Raw genomic sequence first — 18975 nt, forward strand, 5'->3', positions numbered from 1 at the left:
CGTTTTCGGATTTAAGGGGGTGTTCATTTATAGAGAAATTTATTTTTTGTTTAACTTAAAAGAATTCTTATAAAACTCCAATAGACCTTCCGACTGCATCTTGCTTAGCTCATTTGAAAGCGCGGACCTGTCCACATTCAAATAGTCGGCAAGCTCCTGGCGGTTAAATGGAATTGAAAAGAGATTGCTGTTGTTTATGGTTGCCTGCTCGGACAAATACGAACTTATGCGACCCCTAAGCGACTTTGAACTGGTGTGGATCATACGATTCGAGAAGAGCAGATTTTTTCTTGCGGCAATTCTTATAAGATTTAAAATCAGCTCATTGTGGTACGGACATGATTTTTGGCAAGTTTTAACAAGGGCGGAGAAATCAAAGAAAAGAATTTCGGAATCATGATTGGCGATAACATCGCAAAGAAGTTCTTTGCCGGGGATTGCTGCGTAATTTTCTGCAAAAATTTCGCCGGGATTTACGTGCCCGAAGATTTGTCCTTGTCCCCAATATGAAGCCACAAAAATATTTACGCCGCCCTTTAAAACCATTCCAATTTTATCGGTAACGTCGCCTCTATTAAGAACAATCTCGTTCTTCTTGTAGCTTCTTTCAACCGGCCGCAGGCAGGGGAGAACATTTTTTATATCATCTTCACTCAGACCTCTAAACAAATTTGTTTCAGATAAAAATTTATAATCCATAAATCCACCTTTCGTTGTTATAACAACATACAACATAATTTATCTTTATTATAATACATATAGACTGAGAAATAAAGGGAAGTTATTGCATGAGAATTTTTATGAATAGATTTTCTGTTATGACATTAAAAATATCTAAACTCAGTAAATTAAAAAATATACTATAAAAGTGTTTACATTATCAACATAATGATTAAGGCAAAATATGCCGAAATCAATTTATGTTTAAAAGATTTAAGGGGGAAATTATGGATTATAATATGTTTTGCTATCAATGCCAAGAAGCGGCAAATAACAAAGGCTGCACAGTCAAGGGAGTGTGCGGAAAGACACCGGAAGTTGCTCTTATGCAGGACCTTCTTGTCTATGTGACAAAAGGGCTTTCTGAAACTACTACAAGATTAAGAACTGAGGGGAAAAACCCTTGCGCATCTATAAATCATCTTGTCACACACAATCTTTTTATAACGATTACAAATGCAAACTTCGACCGCAATGCTATCATTGAAGCTATCACTTATACATTGGAGAAAAAGGCTAAACTTCTTTCGAAACTCGAATCAAAAAACGGACTCTCCGATGCAGCTCTATGGCAAGGAAATGAAGATGAATATGAGATAAAAGCTGCAAGCAATGCAGTCGGCGTTCTATCAACCGAAGATGATGACAAGAGGTCTTTGAGGGAACTTATCACTTATGGTCTGAAAGGCATGGCTGCTTATATGAACCACGCAAACATGCTTCTTAAAGATGATGAAGAAGTGGATGTGTTTATACAAGAAACTCTCTCGAAAACTTTGGATGATTCAATCAGCATTAATGATTTGATTGCTCTAACCTTAAAGACGGGAGAATATGGTGTGAAAGCGATGGCTCTTCTTGACAAAGCGAACACTGAAGCCTATGGCAATCCGGAAATCACAGATGTAAATATCGGCGTTAGAAACAATCCGGGCATACTTGTCTCCGGACACGACCTGAGAGACTTGGAAGAGTTGTTGGAACAAACAAAAGGAACGGGAGTCGACGTATACACCCATTCGGAAATGCTTCCGGCGCACTACTATCCGAAATTTAAAAAATATGACAACTTCGTCGGCAACTACGGCAACGCTTGGTGGAAACAAAAAGAAGAATTTGAAAGCTTTAACGGACCTATACTAATGACGACAAACTGTATCGTACCGCCAAAAGATTCATATAAAGACAAAATGTGGACAACAGGTGCTGCGGGATTTGCAGATATAAAGCACATCTCGGGTGGAATCGGAGACAAAAAAGACTTCTCGGCTTTGATTGAACAAGCAAAAACATGTGAGCCTCCGACAGAAATTGAAACAGGCACAATTGTCGGCGGATTTGCCCACAACCAAGTGCTCGCTCTAAAAGATAAAATCATAGATGCGGTAAAAACAGGTGCTATAAAAAAATTCGTAGTAATGGGCGGATGCGACGGAAGACACAAAGAAAGAAACTACTATACGGAATTCGCGGAAAAACTCCCGAAAGACACCGTAATATTGACAGCAGGATGTGCAAAATATCGCTACAACAAACTTGCACTCGGCGACATAGGGGGAATTCCAAGAGTATTGGATGCGGGGCAATGTAACGACTCATACAGCTTGGCGATGATTGCGCTTGCTCTAAAAGATGCATTCGGGCTTGACGACATAAACGAACTTCCGATAATCTACAACATCGCATGGTACGAACAAAAAGCTGTAATAGTGCTCCTTGCACTTCTTTCACTCGGCATAAAAAACATCCATCTCGGACCGACACTTCCGGCATTCTTGAGCGAAAACGTCGTGAACGTACTTGTAGAAAACTTTGGCATAGCACAAAGAACCACCGCCGATGAAGACATGGAAAAGTTCTTTGCATAAAAATGAGATGGTTGGGTTAAAAAACTAAAAGAACTTTAAAAATGAATAAATGATTAAAAGCGGTGCGATGTGCATCGCTTTTTTGATGGGAAAGTAAAATAAATTTAAAATTCCGGTCAAAAAACTATGGCGTTGACTTGCCAGAAAAAGATGGATTTGTAAGAGACGGTTTTGATATTCCGGAAGATTATACAATCCACCAAAGAGAACCGTTTTATATGGAAAAATTTGTTTAAAAATGGTATAATTATATCATATATTCAGAAAATAAATTTAAAAATTACAGAGTTTTAATTTGTATTATTTATAAAAGAGAGGGGATAATATGGCTATTGATTTTTCGAAATTGAAGTCTTCTTCTAACCAAGCATCTATAGAACCAAGAGATATTTTTATGGCATTGCCTAAAAAGGATAAAAGCTATGGGTATCCTCGTGATGTTCAAACAGAAGTTTGGAAAAAGTGGTTTGATAAACGCAATAAAAAAAATACAATAATAAAAATGAACACCGGAAGTGGAAAAACTGTTGTGGGGTTAACAATTTTACAGAGTTGTTTAAACGAAGGAAAAGGTCCTGCAGTGTATATTGTTCCAGATAAATTTTTAATAAAGCAAGTTTGCGACGAAGCACTAAAGCTAGGAATTAGGGTTGCTTATGATAACGAAGGTGCGAAAGGTGAAGAAGATTATTATTTCAAGAATAATAAAGCAATTTTAGTGACAAATATACACAAATTAATTAATGGTAAAAGCGTGTTTGGGTTACGCTCGAGTAATAATGTTAAAATTGGTAGTATCATAATCGATGATGTACACGCTTGTTTAGATACGATAGAAAAGCAACACACAATAACTATTGAATCTAATCATGATTTATATAAAAAAATAATTTCATATGTATCTAATTATACAGAAGTCAAGGAAAGTAAAAATTTTTGTGATATAAAAGATAGAAATGATCCGAGATATAGTTACTTGGTTCCATTTTGGATTTGGCAAAAAGAATGTCAAAATATATATAATAGTATTTCTGATGAAGATTATAAGGATGAACCATTCGTATTGTTTAATCTTCCATTGATGCGTGATAATTGGAAAACAGCTAATTGTGTTATTTCTGCTCGTAGGGTCGAAATAACATTAAAAGGTACTCCTATAAATAAAATAACTAGTTTTGAAGAAGCCCAACGTAGGATATTTATGAGTGCGACACTAGCGGATGATAGTGTATTTGTATCTAGTATTGGATTAAACGAAAAAGAGCTTTCAAATATCATTACACCTGAAAAGGCAAATGATATTGGTGAAAGGCTCATAATTTTTCCTAAACATTTAAATGCTAAGATAACAGATGAAGAGATAAAAAATGAAATTTATAATATTGCTAAGCAGCATAATGTTGTAGTTATTGTACCATCTTTTGATAGAGCTAATTTTTGGAAAGATATAAGTTCTAGTCAAATTCTTTCATCAAATGCAGATAATATACAAAGTGGTGTTGATAAATTAAAGAGTGGAGAATTCACGGGAATTACAATTCTAGTAAATAAGTATGATGGAATTGATTTACCAGATGATGCTTGCCGAATGCTTGTTATTGATGGATTACCAAGTATATGGAGTGAGCATGATTTAGCAATACAAGGGATGAATCCAAATGACAACAGATTGTGCAGAGAACAAATTCAGAAAATTGAACAGGGAATGGGTAGAGGGGTTAGATCAAATAATGATTTCTGCTCAATAGTATTAATGGGAGAAAAACTAGCGGATGTAATTGTAAATCAACATGGTAAAGAATTTTTTAGTTCAGCAACACTAGAACAATGGAATCTTTCTCAGCAACTATGGGACCAATTAATGGAATCGACACAAAGTCCTACTATAAAAAATATTTTTGATTTGACTAATTATATGTTTGAGCGTAACCCAGATTGGATTTCTGCTAGTAAATCTTATTTATCTAATGTTGTGTACAATAAATCTGGTAATGTAGATTCTTTGATTCTTACGATGCGGAAGGCTTTTGAAAAAGAATGCTTAGAAAATTATGAAGAAAGTTTTTCGATTATAGAGCAAGAAAAGAATAAAACAAATGATAATAAAACTAAAGGGTTATTGATGCAATATATGGCTGAATATAAGAACTTCAGCAATCCAGCTGAGGCACAGGAAATATTACTTTCAGCAAGAAACCTTAATTCTATGGTTTTAAAACCAATTAAGGGAATCCAATTTTCAAAATTAACTAGTACAAATAATGGACAATCTAGCTCTATTATAAAATATATTGAAGAAAATAAATTAAATGCCAATGAATATATTCTACATGTATCGGCTATATTGGAAGATTTAAAATTTTCAGATAATCCTGCGAAACGATTTGAAAAAGCACTTAATGATGTAGCATCAGTTATAGGTATTGCATCCTCTCGCCCAGAAGTTCAGTTTGGAGGAGAAGCTCCTGATAACTTACTAGCATTTTCAAATTCTGAATATGTAATTATTGAATGTAAGAATAGAACGACAACAGAATTAATTTCAAAAGATGACTGTGCGCAGTTACTTAGTTCGATACAATGGTTTAAGAATCATTATATTCTTGAAGAAAAATATACTCCAATTATGATTCATAATAGTGATACTTTCAGAACTGAGGCATCACCTAGTCCAGACATGAGAATTATGACACCTGAATTATTGGACGAATTCTCACAAGCAATAAGAGGGTTTGCAGAAGGGGTTGTCAAAAATGGAGTCTATGGGAATAACAAAGAAGTTGAAAAATTATTAAATTCATTCAAGCTAAATGGTTATCAGATAATTAATCGATATACAAAGTCATTTAGTAAAAATAAATAACTTTTAAATTTTGTATCTATAAAATTTTATAGGTGCATTCTTTAAAAAATTTCATAAATCTGGTTACCAAGAAGGATAAATTTTCACTATTAAAGTGTAGGGGAAAATTTATCCTTCTTGCTTTTGAGATAGAAGAAAAAGTTCAGTCCGTTATTAAGCAAAGAATCCTACATAGCTGATATCTAATTGATCTATGACAACTGAATAGACCAAGGTGTGACGTTATCCATTGTGGAAAATTATGAACTATGCCTAGACTTATCTGCTGAGAGATTGGTTTAAATGAATACTTTTAAGTGCCAAGGATAAAAGAAAAAGATCGATAAATTTGAATACAAAAAAGATAGGTTTGGCAATATATCTCGTGATGCATGGTACTTCAATGGTTTAAGCCGGCTCGTCTTAATAAGGGATGGTGTTGAGATTCAAATGTAGCAGCCAATGCACCTCACAATGTCATAAAACTTATTACAAACAATAGTGAGATTAAAACTATGAATAAGAAAAAAGAAATTAAAAAAGATAAGGATAAAAAGCAAATAGCAGATGATTATTCTAAGAAAATAACCTACGCTACAAGCGAAAGTAAAAAGCTTGATTTACTGGATATTGTTGAGATGTATCTATGTAAATCCTACGTAAGAATTTGAGGTGCTGACAAAGAGAAATAGGGTGCGGTAAAATATAGGTGGTAGAAGAAATCTTCCTAAACGAATATTTGCCAAAATATTATTTTAGGAGGATTGTTATGAGAAATACTGCGTGTATGTATCTTCGCCTTTCAAGAGAAGATGGAGACAGCAATGAAAGCAACTCTGTTTCAAATCAAAGACAAATAATCAAATCTTACGCTAAAGAAAAGAACGTAGATTTATCTTATGAATAAACGATTGGTTCAGCTCTAAAATCAAATCTTCGGTAAAAGAAAAGAAAGGCTACAGAGACAGCGTGTTTTGCGTGCCGGTTAAAATTGTCGAAAGATTTGAAATGGATGACAAACCTCTATGGACGGGGGATGAAATAAATAGGAGAAATAAAATTATTGCGGATGAGATAGTTGAGTTTATTTTTGAATAAATGTTGAAAAGTTTAAAGGCGGTGCTGCAGGGCATCGCTTTTTATTATGCAATACTCGAAATACAATATTATTATAGGATTTTGCTATAGATTCCTATACTTTTATTCGAAAATATAATATCGCACTTTACCTAGCTAATATCTATTTTTTGTGATATAATTTAATTAATTGGACTCATTATTTTGGAGGGTTATGTTATGTCAGAGAATTTATTATCACAAGCTGTGTTACAAGATGCACCTATAGATATTACTGCGGAAGCCAATTTTATTTGGTCGATTGCAAACAAGCTTAAATGCTGAGTTGAACCATTAGAATTTAAATATTATTTAATTTTAATTTTCTTTTATAAATATAGAAGTGATAAATATAAAGTATGCAGCTTAAACTGTTGAATCGGTTAAAACATGTGGAAAGAAGATATAGAACAGACAACGAACCATTTTATGATAAAAAAGATTTAATAGTAAAGAAGAATTATACAAAACGTATAAGAAATACAGCACAAGACCAAACATCATAGCTAAACAAATGCCGGGTTTTAAAACTTCAAATGAGATACTATAGGAATTTAAGAAATAGAAATATTTTTAAAATTTATTTTTAAGGGTTTGTGTCACATATGTTTGACAATAGTAAATGAAAATAAAATAATAAATCAATGTAAGATTGAATGAAAACAATATTTATGCTATAATTAAGTAAATCTAAAAGTGAGTAAATTAGTGATGTTATGGCACTTAAATATAAAAATTATGGATACAGCAAGTCAAAAAAGGATTAAAGAAGACTGATGTAATAGCCATGGCAGGACTTATAACAAATCTTATGGCAGAAAAGGTAAAGATAAATCAACAATATTTAAAAACTTTAAGATAATTTTAGAGAAGAGGAATAGGAAATGATTGAAAAGTGGAAACTGGAAGATGATGTAAATGATTTTGTTAAAAACACGTTATCTGAAATAGATTTAAAAAAATTAAAAGATTATAATGTCGAATCTGGTATGTCTGAATATATGAAAGATGCGTTAAAAGGCTCTGCAAAAACAAAAACAAAAACTAATTTTGGAAAGCCGGACTTTCATATCGAAAAATATGATATACCAGTAATATTTGAAGACAAATTAGGTAGCAAGAAATTAATATCTAAGAATAAAGATGGAATAAAGAATGATGAAAAATCTATTCGGAATTTTGCAACTAATGGTGCCATACATTATGCTACACAGATGATAGCTAGTGGAAAATACAAAGAAGTGGTGGCGATTGGAGTAGCAGGAGATAATGAGGAAAATGTAAAATTTGATATATATTATGTTTTCGGTTCTTCTTTCAAATCAGTTAAAAGAATGGACGAATATTTTAACATAGATTTTTTAGAGAATAAAAAAACTTTTTCTCATTTCTATAAAGACTGCGTTTTAACAGAAGAAGAAAAACATGAAATATTAATTACTAGTAGAACACTTTTGCAAAAATATGCAGGCGAATTAAATAAGTTAATGCATAATCATAATATTACAGCTCCGCAAAGAGTGTTATATGTGTCGGGAATGCTATTGTCTATGCAGGATATAGTAGATGAAAATGGGAATATGATACAAAGAGGACTTATACCTGAAGATTTACTGGGAGCAAAAACTGACACTAAAAGAGATGGGATATTAATTACAAATCAAATTAAAGAATATCTTAAACAAAAACAAATTAAGCAAGAAAAAGTGGACTTAATGTTATCTTCATTTAGTGAAATTTCAAAAGATAATCAAAGAGATGAACCAACAGATTTAGATAAGCTAGTATCTAAATTATTAGATAAAGAAGCAAGTACAAATAAGCAAATTTTCACATATATTTTTAATAATATTTTCATGTCTATTGATGCAATGGCTGGACATTTGGATATTATGGGAGAGATGTATTCCGAGTTTTTGAAATACGCATTAGGAGATGGTAAAGAAATAGGAATAGTCCTTACTCCTCCTTATGTAACAAAAATGATGGCTGAAATGTTAAATGTAAATAAAGATTCAAGAACAATGGATTTAGCAACAGGATCGGCAGGATTTTTAATAAGTTCTATGGAAATAATGATTGACGATGCTAATAAAACTTTTGGGAAAGATACAAGCAAGGCTAACAAAAAAATAGAAGAAATAAAAAAAGAACAACTTTTGGGAGTTGAACTTAATGCTGAAATGTTTACACTAGCTGCAACAAATATGATTCTCAGGGGAGATGGCTCAAGTAATATTAGAAAAGGCAACACATTTAGAACTCCGGAGGAATTATATACAAACTTTAAGTCTAATAGACTTCTTTTAAACCCACCTTTTTCATTTGAGGAAAATGGCATGCCATTTATAAGATTCGGTTTATCAAAAATGGAAAAAGGAGGTCTGGCAGCAATAATCATACAAGATAGTGCAGGAAGTGGGAGAGCTGTATCCAGCAATCAAGAAATTTTGAAAAATAATACTCTTCTTGCAAGTATAAAAATGCCAGTAGATTTATTTATTCCAATGGCAGGCGTTCAAACAAGTATCTATGTATTTGAAGCAGGAACACCGCATGACTATGAAAAAACAGTTAAATTCATAGATTTTAGAAATGACGGATACAAAAGAACAAAAAGAGGATTAAACGAAATTGATAGTCCTACTGAAAGATATCAAGATATAATAAAAATATATAAAGCAGGAAAAAACGCAAAAGTAAATGAAAATCTTTGGGATATTGATGAAATTTATATAGAAGATTTTATAAGTGATGGTGGAAATGACTGGAATTTTGAACAGCACAAGAAAATAGATACAAAGCCAAAGCTTGAAGATTTTAAAAATACCGTTGCTGATTATATAGCTTGGGAAGTATCCAATATTTTAAAAAGTGAGGAAAGTACATCAAAAAAAAGCCTAATCCCTCGTTTAGAAAAACTTGAAAAAGAGTTTATAGAAAGCGGGGGCGAATGGAAAGAATATAAAGTTGGAGATTTATTTGATATACATCCAACTAAAAATTATGGCTTAACTAATGTAAAATTATTTGAAACAAAAGGAGAAACGCCGATAATTGTCAATTCAAGCTTAAATAATGGCGTTGGTGGGTATGTGGATTTAGATCCTTTAGAGAAAAAAGGAATTATTACTTTTAGTGATACTACTACAGCAGATAGCATATTTTATCAACCCAGAGATTTTATAGGATACTCTCACATTCAAGGAATGTATCCGTATGATAGTGAAAATTGGACAAAGAAGAGTATGTTATATTTTTGTTCGGCATTTAAGAGGAGTACACAAGGTTTATTTGATTATGCAAATAAATTTAACAGAGAAAAAGCAAGAGAGATATTGGTAGCTTTGCCATTTTTAAATGGCAAGATAAATTTTTCCTATATGGAAAAATTTATCGAGGAACTCGAAGCGGACCGCATCGAGGAACTCGAAGCGTATTTAATGGCAACTGGACTTAAAGATTATAAATTGACAAAAGAAGATTAAAAAATACTTGACGACTTTGAAAAAATGTCAGATAATTCTTTAGACAGACAGACAGACAGACAAGATTAGATTAGAAGATTTATTGATATGGCAGACTGGTATTTCAGAGATAGATCCGTTGAAATTGAATGAATTATAAGATAAAACTTCTGAAAAATATCCATTTTATGGTCAAGCTACTGATAACAACGGAATAATAAGTTATGAATCATTAAAGGCAGAGGTTTTAAATAATAAAATGCTTTGCCAACTATATTGGTTCATTCAAACAATCAAAATGTTGTTTATCTACAAACACCATTTTATTTAAAAGATGGTCATGGAGCTACTAGTGTATTACAAAATGAGAATATGAACGTAGATATTGCATTATATATAATGTCATGTATTAGAAAATCAATAACAGAAAGATTTGATTATAATGCAAAAGCTACTAAGATAGGATTAAAAAATACCGAAGTAGAAATACCATATTACAATAAGGTTGTCGATTATATATTTATGGATAAATTTATAAAGGTTGTTAAGAAACTTATTATAAAAGATGTTGTAATATGGGCAGATAAAAAAATAGAAGCAACCAAACAAGTTGTATTAAAACACTAAGCTGAAAAACGATTAGAAATAAAAATCTAGTCGTTTTTTTATTTTAAGATAGTATATATTATGTCAGGTAAAAGAATAAAGTTAAGCATAGAATAACAAATTGAAAAAAATAACATACAAAACAGGTACCAGGATTTAAAATGCTAAATCGAATACTTGAAGAATTCAAAAATGCATCTCAATAGAATAATATATTTAAAAGAAGATGCAGCTTTTTTCAAATTTATTTTTAAGGGTTTTTGTCATATATGTTTGACAATAGTAGAACAATACTAGACTTTTGTAATGCTCTCAATTGAATTTTTGTCCCGGATATGATATGATATTTGGGACAAAGGAGGATTGTAATGAGTTCATACACAGAAAAAATATCAGATAAAATAAATGGTTTTGACTCAAATAAAGTATTTTTTGCTAATGACTTTTTAGACATTGCTTCTTATGAAACTGTCAGAAAGATATTAAATAGAATGGTTAATGAAGGAAAAATTAAGCGTGTTAGCGATGGATTTTATTATAATCCAAGATACAGTGAATTGATTGGAGAGTATGAAGCGGTTTCTATTCATGAGTTAGCACTTGCCATTGCAAGAAAATATAATTGGAATATTGCTCCGTGCAGTAGTACAGCTTTAAATTTGATTGGATTGTCAACACAAGTACCGACTCATTATAAGTATATTTCCAGTGGACGATATAAGAAATATACAATTGGTCATACGGTTTTAGAATTTAAAAAAGTAAATCCAGGAGAAATTGCCAATATGTCTTTAAAGACGGCGACAGTTATTCAGGCGATTAAGTCTTTGGGCAAAGAAAATATAAATAGCGAAGTTATTCGAAAGATTAGAGAGTATTTAACTGAAGAAGAAATATCGGATTTAATGGATGAAGCTAAATCGGTCCCATCATGGATATATGAGGTGATTAGGGAAATTTCTGAGGGCAAAAATGAATAAGTTTTATATAGAAAACAAAGAAGACTTAAGAGTTTTAATAGTAAATACAGCAAGAAAGAAAGGTATTTCCGAGGCGGTTATTGAAAAAGATTATTGGGTCACTTTTATTTTAGATTATTTGTTTAATGAAAATAAATGGAAAGAATATTTTACCTTTAAAGGGGGCACATCACTTTCAAAGTGTTTTGGACTTATAGAAAGATTTTCTGAAGATATAGATCTAATCTTAGATTGGCGAGTATTAGGATATCAAGAAAAAGAACCATGGATAGAAAGGTCAAATACTAAGCAAGATAAATTCAACAAAGAAGTTAATGAAAAGACACAAGTATTTTTAAGAGATGAATTTTTAACAGTTTTAGAACAAGATTTAAAGGATTTTAATTTTGAATTTTCAATAGATACAATAGATCCACAAACAATTCTTTGTAAATATCCGAAAATCTTTGAATCGAATTATTTATCACAAAATATAAGACTTGAAATAGGAAGTCTCGCAGCATGGACACCTGCGATTGATGTTGAAATTTTGCCGATAATTGGAGAAGTCTATCCGAATGTATTTAAAGAAAAAACAAAAATAAGAACTGTATCGGCAGAGAGAACCTTTTGGGAAAAAGCAACAATTTTACACCACGAAGCAAATAGACCGGAGTCTTCTCATATGCCACATAGATATGCAAGACACTTTTATGATTTATATAAAATATCAAATTCAGATTTTAAAAATAAAGCCTTGGAGAATAAGGACTTATTAAAGAAAGTGACTGAATTTAAAATGAAATTCTACCCTAGAAATTGGGCAAAGTACGAAAATGTATTAGATGGAAATTTGAGGTTAGTTCCAGATGAGTTTAGATTTTCTGAAATAGAAAAAGATTATAAAGCTATGTCAGAAATGATTTATGGAGCCTATCCAAGTTTTGAAGAGATTATAAATGCACTCAAAGAATTGGAAAAAGAAATTAATAAATAGAATTCACCCGAAAATAATACGATATTTGGGAGAAACACTTTGAGCGAGAGAGAAATCTTTCGCTCTTTTTAATATTCACGTTGTTTTATAAAACTATGAATGATATAATTTATATAAATACAATTTTGGCTTAATAAATAGAGAGGTGTTTTATGATTATTGAGGTTTGTGTAGATTCATTGGAATCTGCGGTTACGGCGATAAAGGCCGGGGCGGATCAGGTGGAGCTTGTTTCTTTGACCGAGGTTGGAGGGATTACTCCGTCGATCGGGCTTTTGGAGGCGGTCCTCGAGAGGGGGATCACGACTATGACGATGGTTAGGCCGCGTGCTGCGGGTTTTTGTTATTCGGATTTCGACAAGGAGGTTATGCTTCGAGATGTTGAGGCATTTCGAAGAGCCGGGGTGCAAGGTGTTGTTTTCGGTGCACTTAATGCGGACGGAACTGTAGATTTTGAGTTTTCAAAGAGGTTTTGCGAGAAGGCGGGCGATATGGATGTTGTGTTTCACAGGGCGTTTGAGGTTGTGAAGGACAAGATGTCCGCTGCAAGGGAGCTTTCCGAAATCGGAGTGAGGAGGATTCTTACAAAGGGAGGCAATTCACTCGTCGACGGGCAAGATATTATTCGCGAGCTTTTGACTTTGGAAAAGCCGGAGATTATTTCGGGAGGAGTTCGGGAGAATACGATTGAACTTATCAAGGATTTGGGTTTAAAGTTTGTGCATGTTTCGAGCGGCAGGGAGGTTGTTGACACTTCAACCGCCGGCACCGGGATTTATTTCGGAAAAAATGGGGATAAGAGCGATGAGGTGTATTATGTCGCAGACGCCGATTACCTTCAAAAGATAATTGGAAATTTGCGGGCCTCTTCGCGATAAACGACTGATCTCGTGTTTTAGTCGTTGCGGCATATTTACCAATATGCCTCACTCCGAAAATATTTCATCTAAGCGTTTCTCATCGAAGATTCCGGGCAAATTTGTGGTGTTTTTGTTAGGGGATATTTTGAAAGCTTTTTTGCGATAAACGATTGATCTCGTGTTTTAGTCGTTGCGGCATATTTACCAATATGCCTCACTCCGAAAATATTTCATCTAGCCGTTTCTCATCGAAGATTTCGGGCAAATTTGGTTTGAGGGTGATAGGGGGTTATACAGCGTTAAATACATAGCGTTGTTGGTGATAAAACATATTTTAAAAACTCACATATGGGCGTCGCAATGTGATGCGACGCTACTTTTTTTATAGGTGCACAGAGCGAATATAGATTTATAAATTGAAATTATGGTTATGGGAAACATATTTTATTTACACAACGTTGTTGGTGGGGTTGTACAAAAAATTAAACGACAAATATGGCGCTACCCTTCCCGTGCTCAAAAACGAAATCGAAGATTTCTTTTTCGCACGGTTGGGCACAGGCACGATACACAGTACCTGGCGCTACGTTCTTAGGAACGTGCAAAGCGAATATGAATTGGAATATGAATTAGTTTTATAATAAATATATTTTATTTACACAACGTTGTTGGTGGGGGTGTAGAAATTAAATAACGACATATATTGCGGCGGGATTCACAGAACCCGCCGTTACGGATTGGGGGACGCACCATCATTTACAAAAGACTGCCATTACGTTTTAGGTAACACTTTCTAAATATAAAAATTATAAATAAAATTTATTTTTACAATTGCAGTTATTTTGTTGAATTTATTATATAAACTATTGATATTGTCGATGATATGTGATAAAATAGTTGATAGGTAATTTTAGGAACGGAGGTGATTTGTTTTGACAACGGCATTGTATGTAATCGTTTTTTTAAGTTCATTAGCATTAATCGGACTTATGATGATTCAAGAAGGAAGCGACCAAAGCAGTGTGCTTATGGGAGTTGCTCCTGAAGCACTTTGGGGAAGAAATAAGTCAGTATCAAGAGAAGCGACTTTGAAGAGAATCACAGTTATTTCAGCTGTTATTTTCTTTGTTTCAACATTATTATTAGCAGCATTAAGCTAGGAGGAAGAAATGGAAAATGTTTTAATTGCCGGAGTCGTTATCGGACTTTTGGCACTTGTTTTTGCTTTTATCAAAGCATCATTTATTAGAAAGCAATCTGCAGGAAATGCAAGAATGGTTGAAATTTCAACTTATATTCACGAAGGTGCGATGGCATTTTTGAAACGTGAATATAGATCACTTTCATTTTTCGTTGCAGCATTATTTGTAATTTTAGGATTTGTTATCAATTGGACAACAGCAATTTGTTTTATTGTCGGAGCTATTTTCTCAATTATTGCCGGTTATGTCGGTATGAGAGTTGCAACTATGGCAAATGTAAGAACTGCAAATGCAGCTCATGAAAGCGGTATGCCAAAGGCTTTAAATGTAGCTTTTGCCGGCGGTACTGTTATGGGTATGTGCGTTGTAGGTCTTGGTCTTCTTGGTGTTGCAGGTGCTTATTTGATTTTCAAGAGCACTGATATTATCACTGGATTCGGTCTCGGTGCTTCATCAATTGCACTTTTCGCAAGAGTTGGCGGCGGTATTTATACAAAAGCTGCTGACGTTGGAGCTGACCTTGTTGGTAAGGTTGAAGCAGGTATTCCGGAAGATGACCCGAGAAACCCGGCTGTTATCGCTGATAACGTTGGAGACAATGTCGGAGACGTTGCAGGTATGGGAGCTGACCTTTTCGAAAGTTATGTAGGTGCTATTATTTCTGCATTTACACTCGGCGCTCTCGCTTATGGAGATAAGGGTATTTATTTTGTAGCTGCTATTTCAGCAATCGGAATTTTATCATCAATTATTGGAACTTTCTTCGTAAGAGGCGGCAACAATGATCCGCAAAAGGCTCTTAATACAGGAACTCTTGTAGGTTCAATTATTACAATTATTTGTTCATTCTTCCTTGCAAGATATTTCTTTGAAGGAAGTATTAAACCATTTATTGCAATTGTTTCAGGACTTGTTGTAGGTCTTATCATTGCAAAGATTACAGAAATTTATACATCAGATCACCACAAGCCGGTTCAAAAGATTGCAGAAGAATCTGAAACAGGAGCTGCAACAAATATTATTTCCGGTCTTTCAGTTGGTATGATGAGTACAGCTGTTCCTATTATTGTTATTGCAATCGGTATCATTGTGAGTTATTTCCTTGCAGGTGGAAGCGAAGATGCAGTTTTCGGTCTTTACGGTATTTCACTTGCAGCTATCGGAATGCTTTCAAACAGCGGTATGACTATTGCTGTTGACGCTTACGGACCAATCGCTGACAACGCAGGTGGTATCGCAGAAATGTGCGAACTCCCTGAAAATGTTAGAGAAATCACAGATACTTTGGACTCAGTTGGTAATACAACAGCTGCAGTTGGTAAAGGATTTGCTATCGGAAGTGCTGCTTTGACAGCTCTTGCACTTTTCTCAAGCTATACACAAGCTGTAAGCTTGTCTTCAATCGACCTTACAAAGCCGACAACAATTGCCGGTCTCTTTATCGGTGGTATGCTTCCATTCCTATTCAGTGCTCTTACAATGGACGCTGTTGGAAAGGCTGCAAATCAAATGATTGAAGAAGTTAGACGTCAATTCAGAGAAATTCCTGGAATTATGGAAGGTAAAGCAAAACCTCAATATGACAAATGTGTTGAAATTTCAACAGGTGCAGCATTGAAAGAAATGATTGTTCCTGGACTTATGGCTGTTTTATGCCCTGTTCTCGTTGGAATTTTACTTGGAACTGAAGCACTCGGCGGTCTTTTAGCCGGTGGTCTTGTAACAGGTGTTCTCATGGCTATATTCATGAGTAACGCAGGTGGTGCATGGGATAACGCTAAGAAATTTATCGAAGGCGGCGCTCATGGCGGAAAGGGCTCAAATGCTCACAAGGCTGCTGTTACAGGAGATACTGTCGGTGACCCGTTCAAAGATACTTCAGGACCGTCACTAAACATCCTTATCAAACTCATGACTATCGTAAGTCTTGTATTTGCAAGTTTGTTCCTAAACTTCAACGGCGGTTCAGGATTATTGTTCTAATATAAGGAGCTGACCGGAGGCTGATTGTTCCTTACAGTCAGCCCTGTCGGCTCTTATTTTATAGTGGTGATTATGATGAAAATTGACATTGATGGACTTCAATTGAATTATTTGGAAGAGGGCTCACTTGAGAAGAAGACTGTTCTCATTGTTCACGGTTGGGGAGCGAATATTAAGACCGTTATGCCGATTGTGAACATTTTGAAACACGATTTTCATGTGATTGCGATCGATTTGCCGGCTCATGGAGAGAGCGACGTTCCGACAGAGGTGTTTGGAACGGCGGATTATGCAGATGTGATTTCGATGTTTATGGAAAAGCTTTCCATAACGAATTGTTATTATATCGGTCACTCTTTCGGCGGCAAGTGCGGCATTTATCTTGCCGGACACAATCATCCGTCAATTGAAAGGTTGGTGCTTGTGGACGCGTCGGGCATAAAGCCTGAGCTATCAAGTAAGACCAAGTTCAAGGTGAAGATTTTCAAGATCATGAAAGCCATTTACATAAAGTTATTTGGCGAAGAGAATATCGACAAGTTCTACAAACGTTTCGGCTCTGCGGACTACAAGGCTGCGGACGGAATTGTAAGAAATATTTTAGTTAAGGTTGTGAATGAGGATTTGACGCATCTTTTTTCGAACATTGGAGTTCCGACACTTCTTGTTTGGGGCGAGAGAGACGGCGACACACCTCTTTATATGGGGAAGATCATGAATGAAAAGATTTCAAATTCAAAGCTTGTCGTTCTTGACGGCGGTCATTATTCATATCTTGACGACTCGATAAATTTTAAAAAGGCTGTTTTGGACTTTTTGTCCTAGTGGAGGTAAAAATGGAAATTCTTGAATTGATACTTTTGTGTTTGGTTGGTGCGTTGGGGCTTATGCTTATGTATATTCGCTCCAATTATTTCATTCACATGGCGCAACAAATCGGATATATTTCAAAGGAATATCGTGAGTGGATAAACAATCACCCGAACCGTGCTTTCACTTTTAAAAAGAGCAAAGACGAGTTTAAAAAGCCGCTTGTTTACACTCCGCGTGTGAAAAGACTTATATTCACGCAAATGCTTTTGAACTTTTTGATTATTGCACTCTTTGTAGTATTTTATTTTATAAGAAAACCTGACGGCATTACATTCTATTTGCTGTTGTTGGCACTTGTTTTTGCAGAAATCGTCATGATTTTCTATCAAAATGCAATCACATATATTGCGCTCAATGTGAACAGACCGATCGAGGCGTTGATTCACAGAAAGTTCTACAAACAAGCACAATCAAAGATTAAATCTTTAAAGAAGAACGGACTCACAGTCGTCGGAATCACCGGTTCATACGGTAAGACTTCGACAAAGATGATTCTTTATAACATTATAAAAGATTATATCCCGACATACACGAGCCCTGAGAGTTTTAACACTCCTATGGGTCTTTCGAAAGTTATAAATAACGAGCTCGACGAGACAGCACGAGTTTTTATTGCAGAGATGGGTGCGAGATATGTAAACGAGATTGAGGAGCTTGCAAAGCTTGTAAAGCCGGACATCGGCGTTATCACAAATATCGGTCCGTGTCACCTCGAGACATTTGGAAGCATTGAAAACATCATAAAGACAAAGTTTGAACTTGCGGATGCTGTGAAGAAAAACGGCTATCTCATTTTGAATGTGGACAACGAAAACATTAAAAACGAGATGATTAAGAGAAATCTCAACCCGGGCACAGTTTCGGTTAAAAGTGAAGATGCGACAATAAGCGCAAAGATTCTTTCAGCCGATGAAAACGGGACGAGTTTTGAAGTGCATTTTCCGGAAGAGGTTCGCGTTTTGAAGACACCGCTTTTGGGCGAGCACAATATTATAAATATTTTGATGGCAATTTTAGTCGCAAGGCGTTTTAATATTTCAAATGACCAAATAGAAGCTGCAGTTTCAAAGCTGCCGCAAGTTGAACACAGACTAAATGTTATAAAAAATCCGGCGGGGCTCATCGTTATTGACGATGCATTCAATTCAAACCCTGACGGAGCGAGAGCCGCTCTGAACGTTTTGAACAGTTTTAAGTCCGGCAAGAAAGTCATTGTGACGCCGGGCATGGTCGAGCTTGGGGATATGATGTATGATGAGAATTATAAGCTTGGTCAAGAGATTGCAAGGATGACCGACATAAGCATTTTGGTCGGTGCGGAAATAACAAAGCCGATTCAAGACGGCGTACGCGATGAAAATATCGAGACACACAAGTCCTTTGTTGTGAACAGTTTGAAGGAAGCGACAGCGCTTTTCCCAAATTTGCTCGCACCGGGCGATGTAGTTTTGTTTGAAAACGATTTGACGGATATATATTGAT

The 18975-nt window shown here is 34.7% G+C and carries 14 protein-coding genes and 2 pseudogenes; 15 read left to right on the plus strand and 1 reads right to left on the minus strand.

The genetic code is table 11. From position 1 onward, the window contains the following. Nucleotides 1–39 precede the first annotated feature (39 nt). Nucleotides 40–699, minus strand: coding sequence for a Crp/Fnr family transcriptional regulator (locus tag C7381_RS04530; RefSeq protein WP_116480047.1), 660 nt, complete (start codon nucleotides 697–699; stop codon nucleotides 40–42). A gap of 248 nt (nucleotides 700–947) precedes the next feature. Between C7381_RS04530 and hcp the strand changes: the two genes are divergently transcribed. The 15 genes and pseudogenes from hcp (at nucleotide 948) to C7381_RS04590 (ending at nucleotide 18974) form a co-directional block, all read left to right on the plus strand. Further along, complete coding sequence (hcp, locus tag C7381_RS04535) at nucleotides 948–2588, plus strand: hydroxylamine reductase (protein ID WP_116480048.1); 1641 nt, start codon at nucleotides 948–950, stop codon at nucleotides 2586–2588. A gap of 325 nt (nucleotides 2589–2913) precedes the next feature. Beyond that, nucleotides 2914–5451, plus strand: coding sequence for a DEAD/DEAH box helicase family protein (locus C7381_RS04540; protein WP_116480049.1), 2538 nt, complete (start codon nucleotides 2914–2916; stop codon nucleotides 5449–5451). Between the two features lie 494 nt (nucleotides 5452–5945). Beyond that, a complete protein-coding gene (locus C7381_RS08570; protein WP_165803594.1) occupies nucleotides 5946–6101 on the plus strand; it encodes a hypothetical protein in 156 nt (51 codons plus the stop codon). A 98-nt stretch (nucleotides 6102–6199) separates the two neighbouring features. Continuing rightward, on the plus strand, nucleotides 6200–6337 hold the full coding sequence (locus tag C7381_RS08575) for a recombinase family protein (RefSeq protein WP_165803585.1): 138 nt from the start codon (nucleotides 6200–6202) through the stop codon (nucleotides 6335–6337). A 925-nt stretch (nucleotides 6338–7262) separates the two neighbouring features. Beyond that, nucleotides 7263–7410, plus strand: a pseudogene (locus tag C7381_RS08705) (helix-turn-helix domain-containing protein); the annotation flags it as partial. 20 nt (nucleotides 7411–7430) lie between these two features. Beyond that, nucleotides 7431–9440, plus strand: a pseudogene (locus C7381_RS04550) (HsdM family class I SAM-dependent methyltransferase); the annotation flags it as partial. Nucleotides 9441–9533: 93 nt separating this feature from the next. Then, a complete protein-coding gene (locus C7381_RS08710; RefSeq protein WP_245893755.1) occupies nucleotides 9534–10034 on the plus strand; it encodes a restriction endonuclease subunit S in 501 nt (166 codons plus the stop codon). A gap of 243 nt (nucleotides 10035–10277) precedes the next feature. Next, nucleotides 10278–10640 carry a hypothetical protein gene (locus tag C7381_RS04555; RefSeq protein ID WP_165803596.1) on the plus strand — a complete coding sequence of 121 codons (363 nt, stop codon included), beginning with the start codon at nucleotides 10278–10280 and terminating at the stop codon, nucleotides 10638–10640. 347 nt (nucleotides 10641–10987) lie between these two features. Continuing rightward, nucleotides 10988–11599, plus strand: a complete 612-nt coding sequence (locus C7381_RS04560; protein WP_116480051.1) for a DUF6088 family protein — start codon at nucleotides 10988–10990, stop codon at nucleotides 11597–11599. Then, nucleotides 11592–12575, plus strand: a complete 984-nt coding sequence (locus tag C7381_RS04565) for a nucleotidyl transferase AbiEii/AbiGii toxin family protein (RefSeq protein ID WP_116480052.1) — start codon at nucleotides 11592–11594, stop codon at nucleotides 12573–12575. The genes C7381_RS04560 and C7381_RS04565 overlap by 8 nt, the downstream gene beginning before the upstream one ends. Nucleotides 12576–12727: 152 nt before the next feature. Beyond that, nucleotides 12728–13453, plus strand: coding sequence for a copper homeostasis protein CutC (locus C7381_RS04570; RefSeq protein ID WP_116480053.1), 726 nt, complete (start codon nucleotides 12728–12730; stop codon nucleotides 13451–13453). 914 nt (nucleotides 13454–14367) lie between these two features. After that, on the plus strand, nucleotides 14368–14595 hold the full coding sequence (secG, locus tag C7381_RS04575; RefSeq protein ID WP_034547797.1) for a preprotein translocase subunit SecG: 228 nt from the start codon (nucleotides 14368–14370) through the stop codon (nucleotides 14593–14595). 9 nt (nucleotides 14596–14604) lie between these two features. Next, on the plus strand, nucleotides 14605–16620 hold the full coding sequence (locus C7381_RS04580) for a sodium-translocating pyrophosphatase (RefSeq protein WP_116480054.1): 2016 nt from the start codon (nucleotides 14605–14607) through the stop codon (nucleotides 16618–16620). Between the two features lie 72 nt (nucleotides 16621–16692). After that, nucleotides 16693–17445 carry an alpha/beta fold hydrolase gene (locus C7381_RS04585; RefSeq protein WP_245893742.1) on the plus strand — a complete coding sequence of 251 codons (753 nt, stop codon included), beginning with the start codon at nucleotides 16693–16695 and terminating at the stop codon, nucleotides 17443–17445. Nucleotides 17446–17456: 11 nt separating this feature from the next. After that, nucleotides 17457–18974, plus strand: coding sequence for a UDP-N-acetylmuramoyl-tripeptide--D-alanyl-D-alanine ligase (locus C7381_RS04590; RefSeq protein WP_116480055.1), 1518 nt, complete (start codon nucleotides 17457–17459; stop codon nucleotides 18972–18974). Nucleotide 18975: the final 1 nt, after the last annotated feature.

The sequence above is a fragment of the Ezakiella coagulans genome, assembly GCF_003096635.1.
Classification (GTDB): domain Bacteria; phylum Bacillota; class Clostridia; order Tissierellales; family Peptoniphilaceae; genus Ezakiella; species Ezakiella coagulans.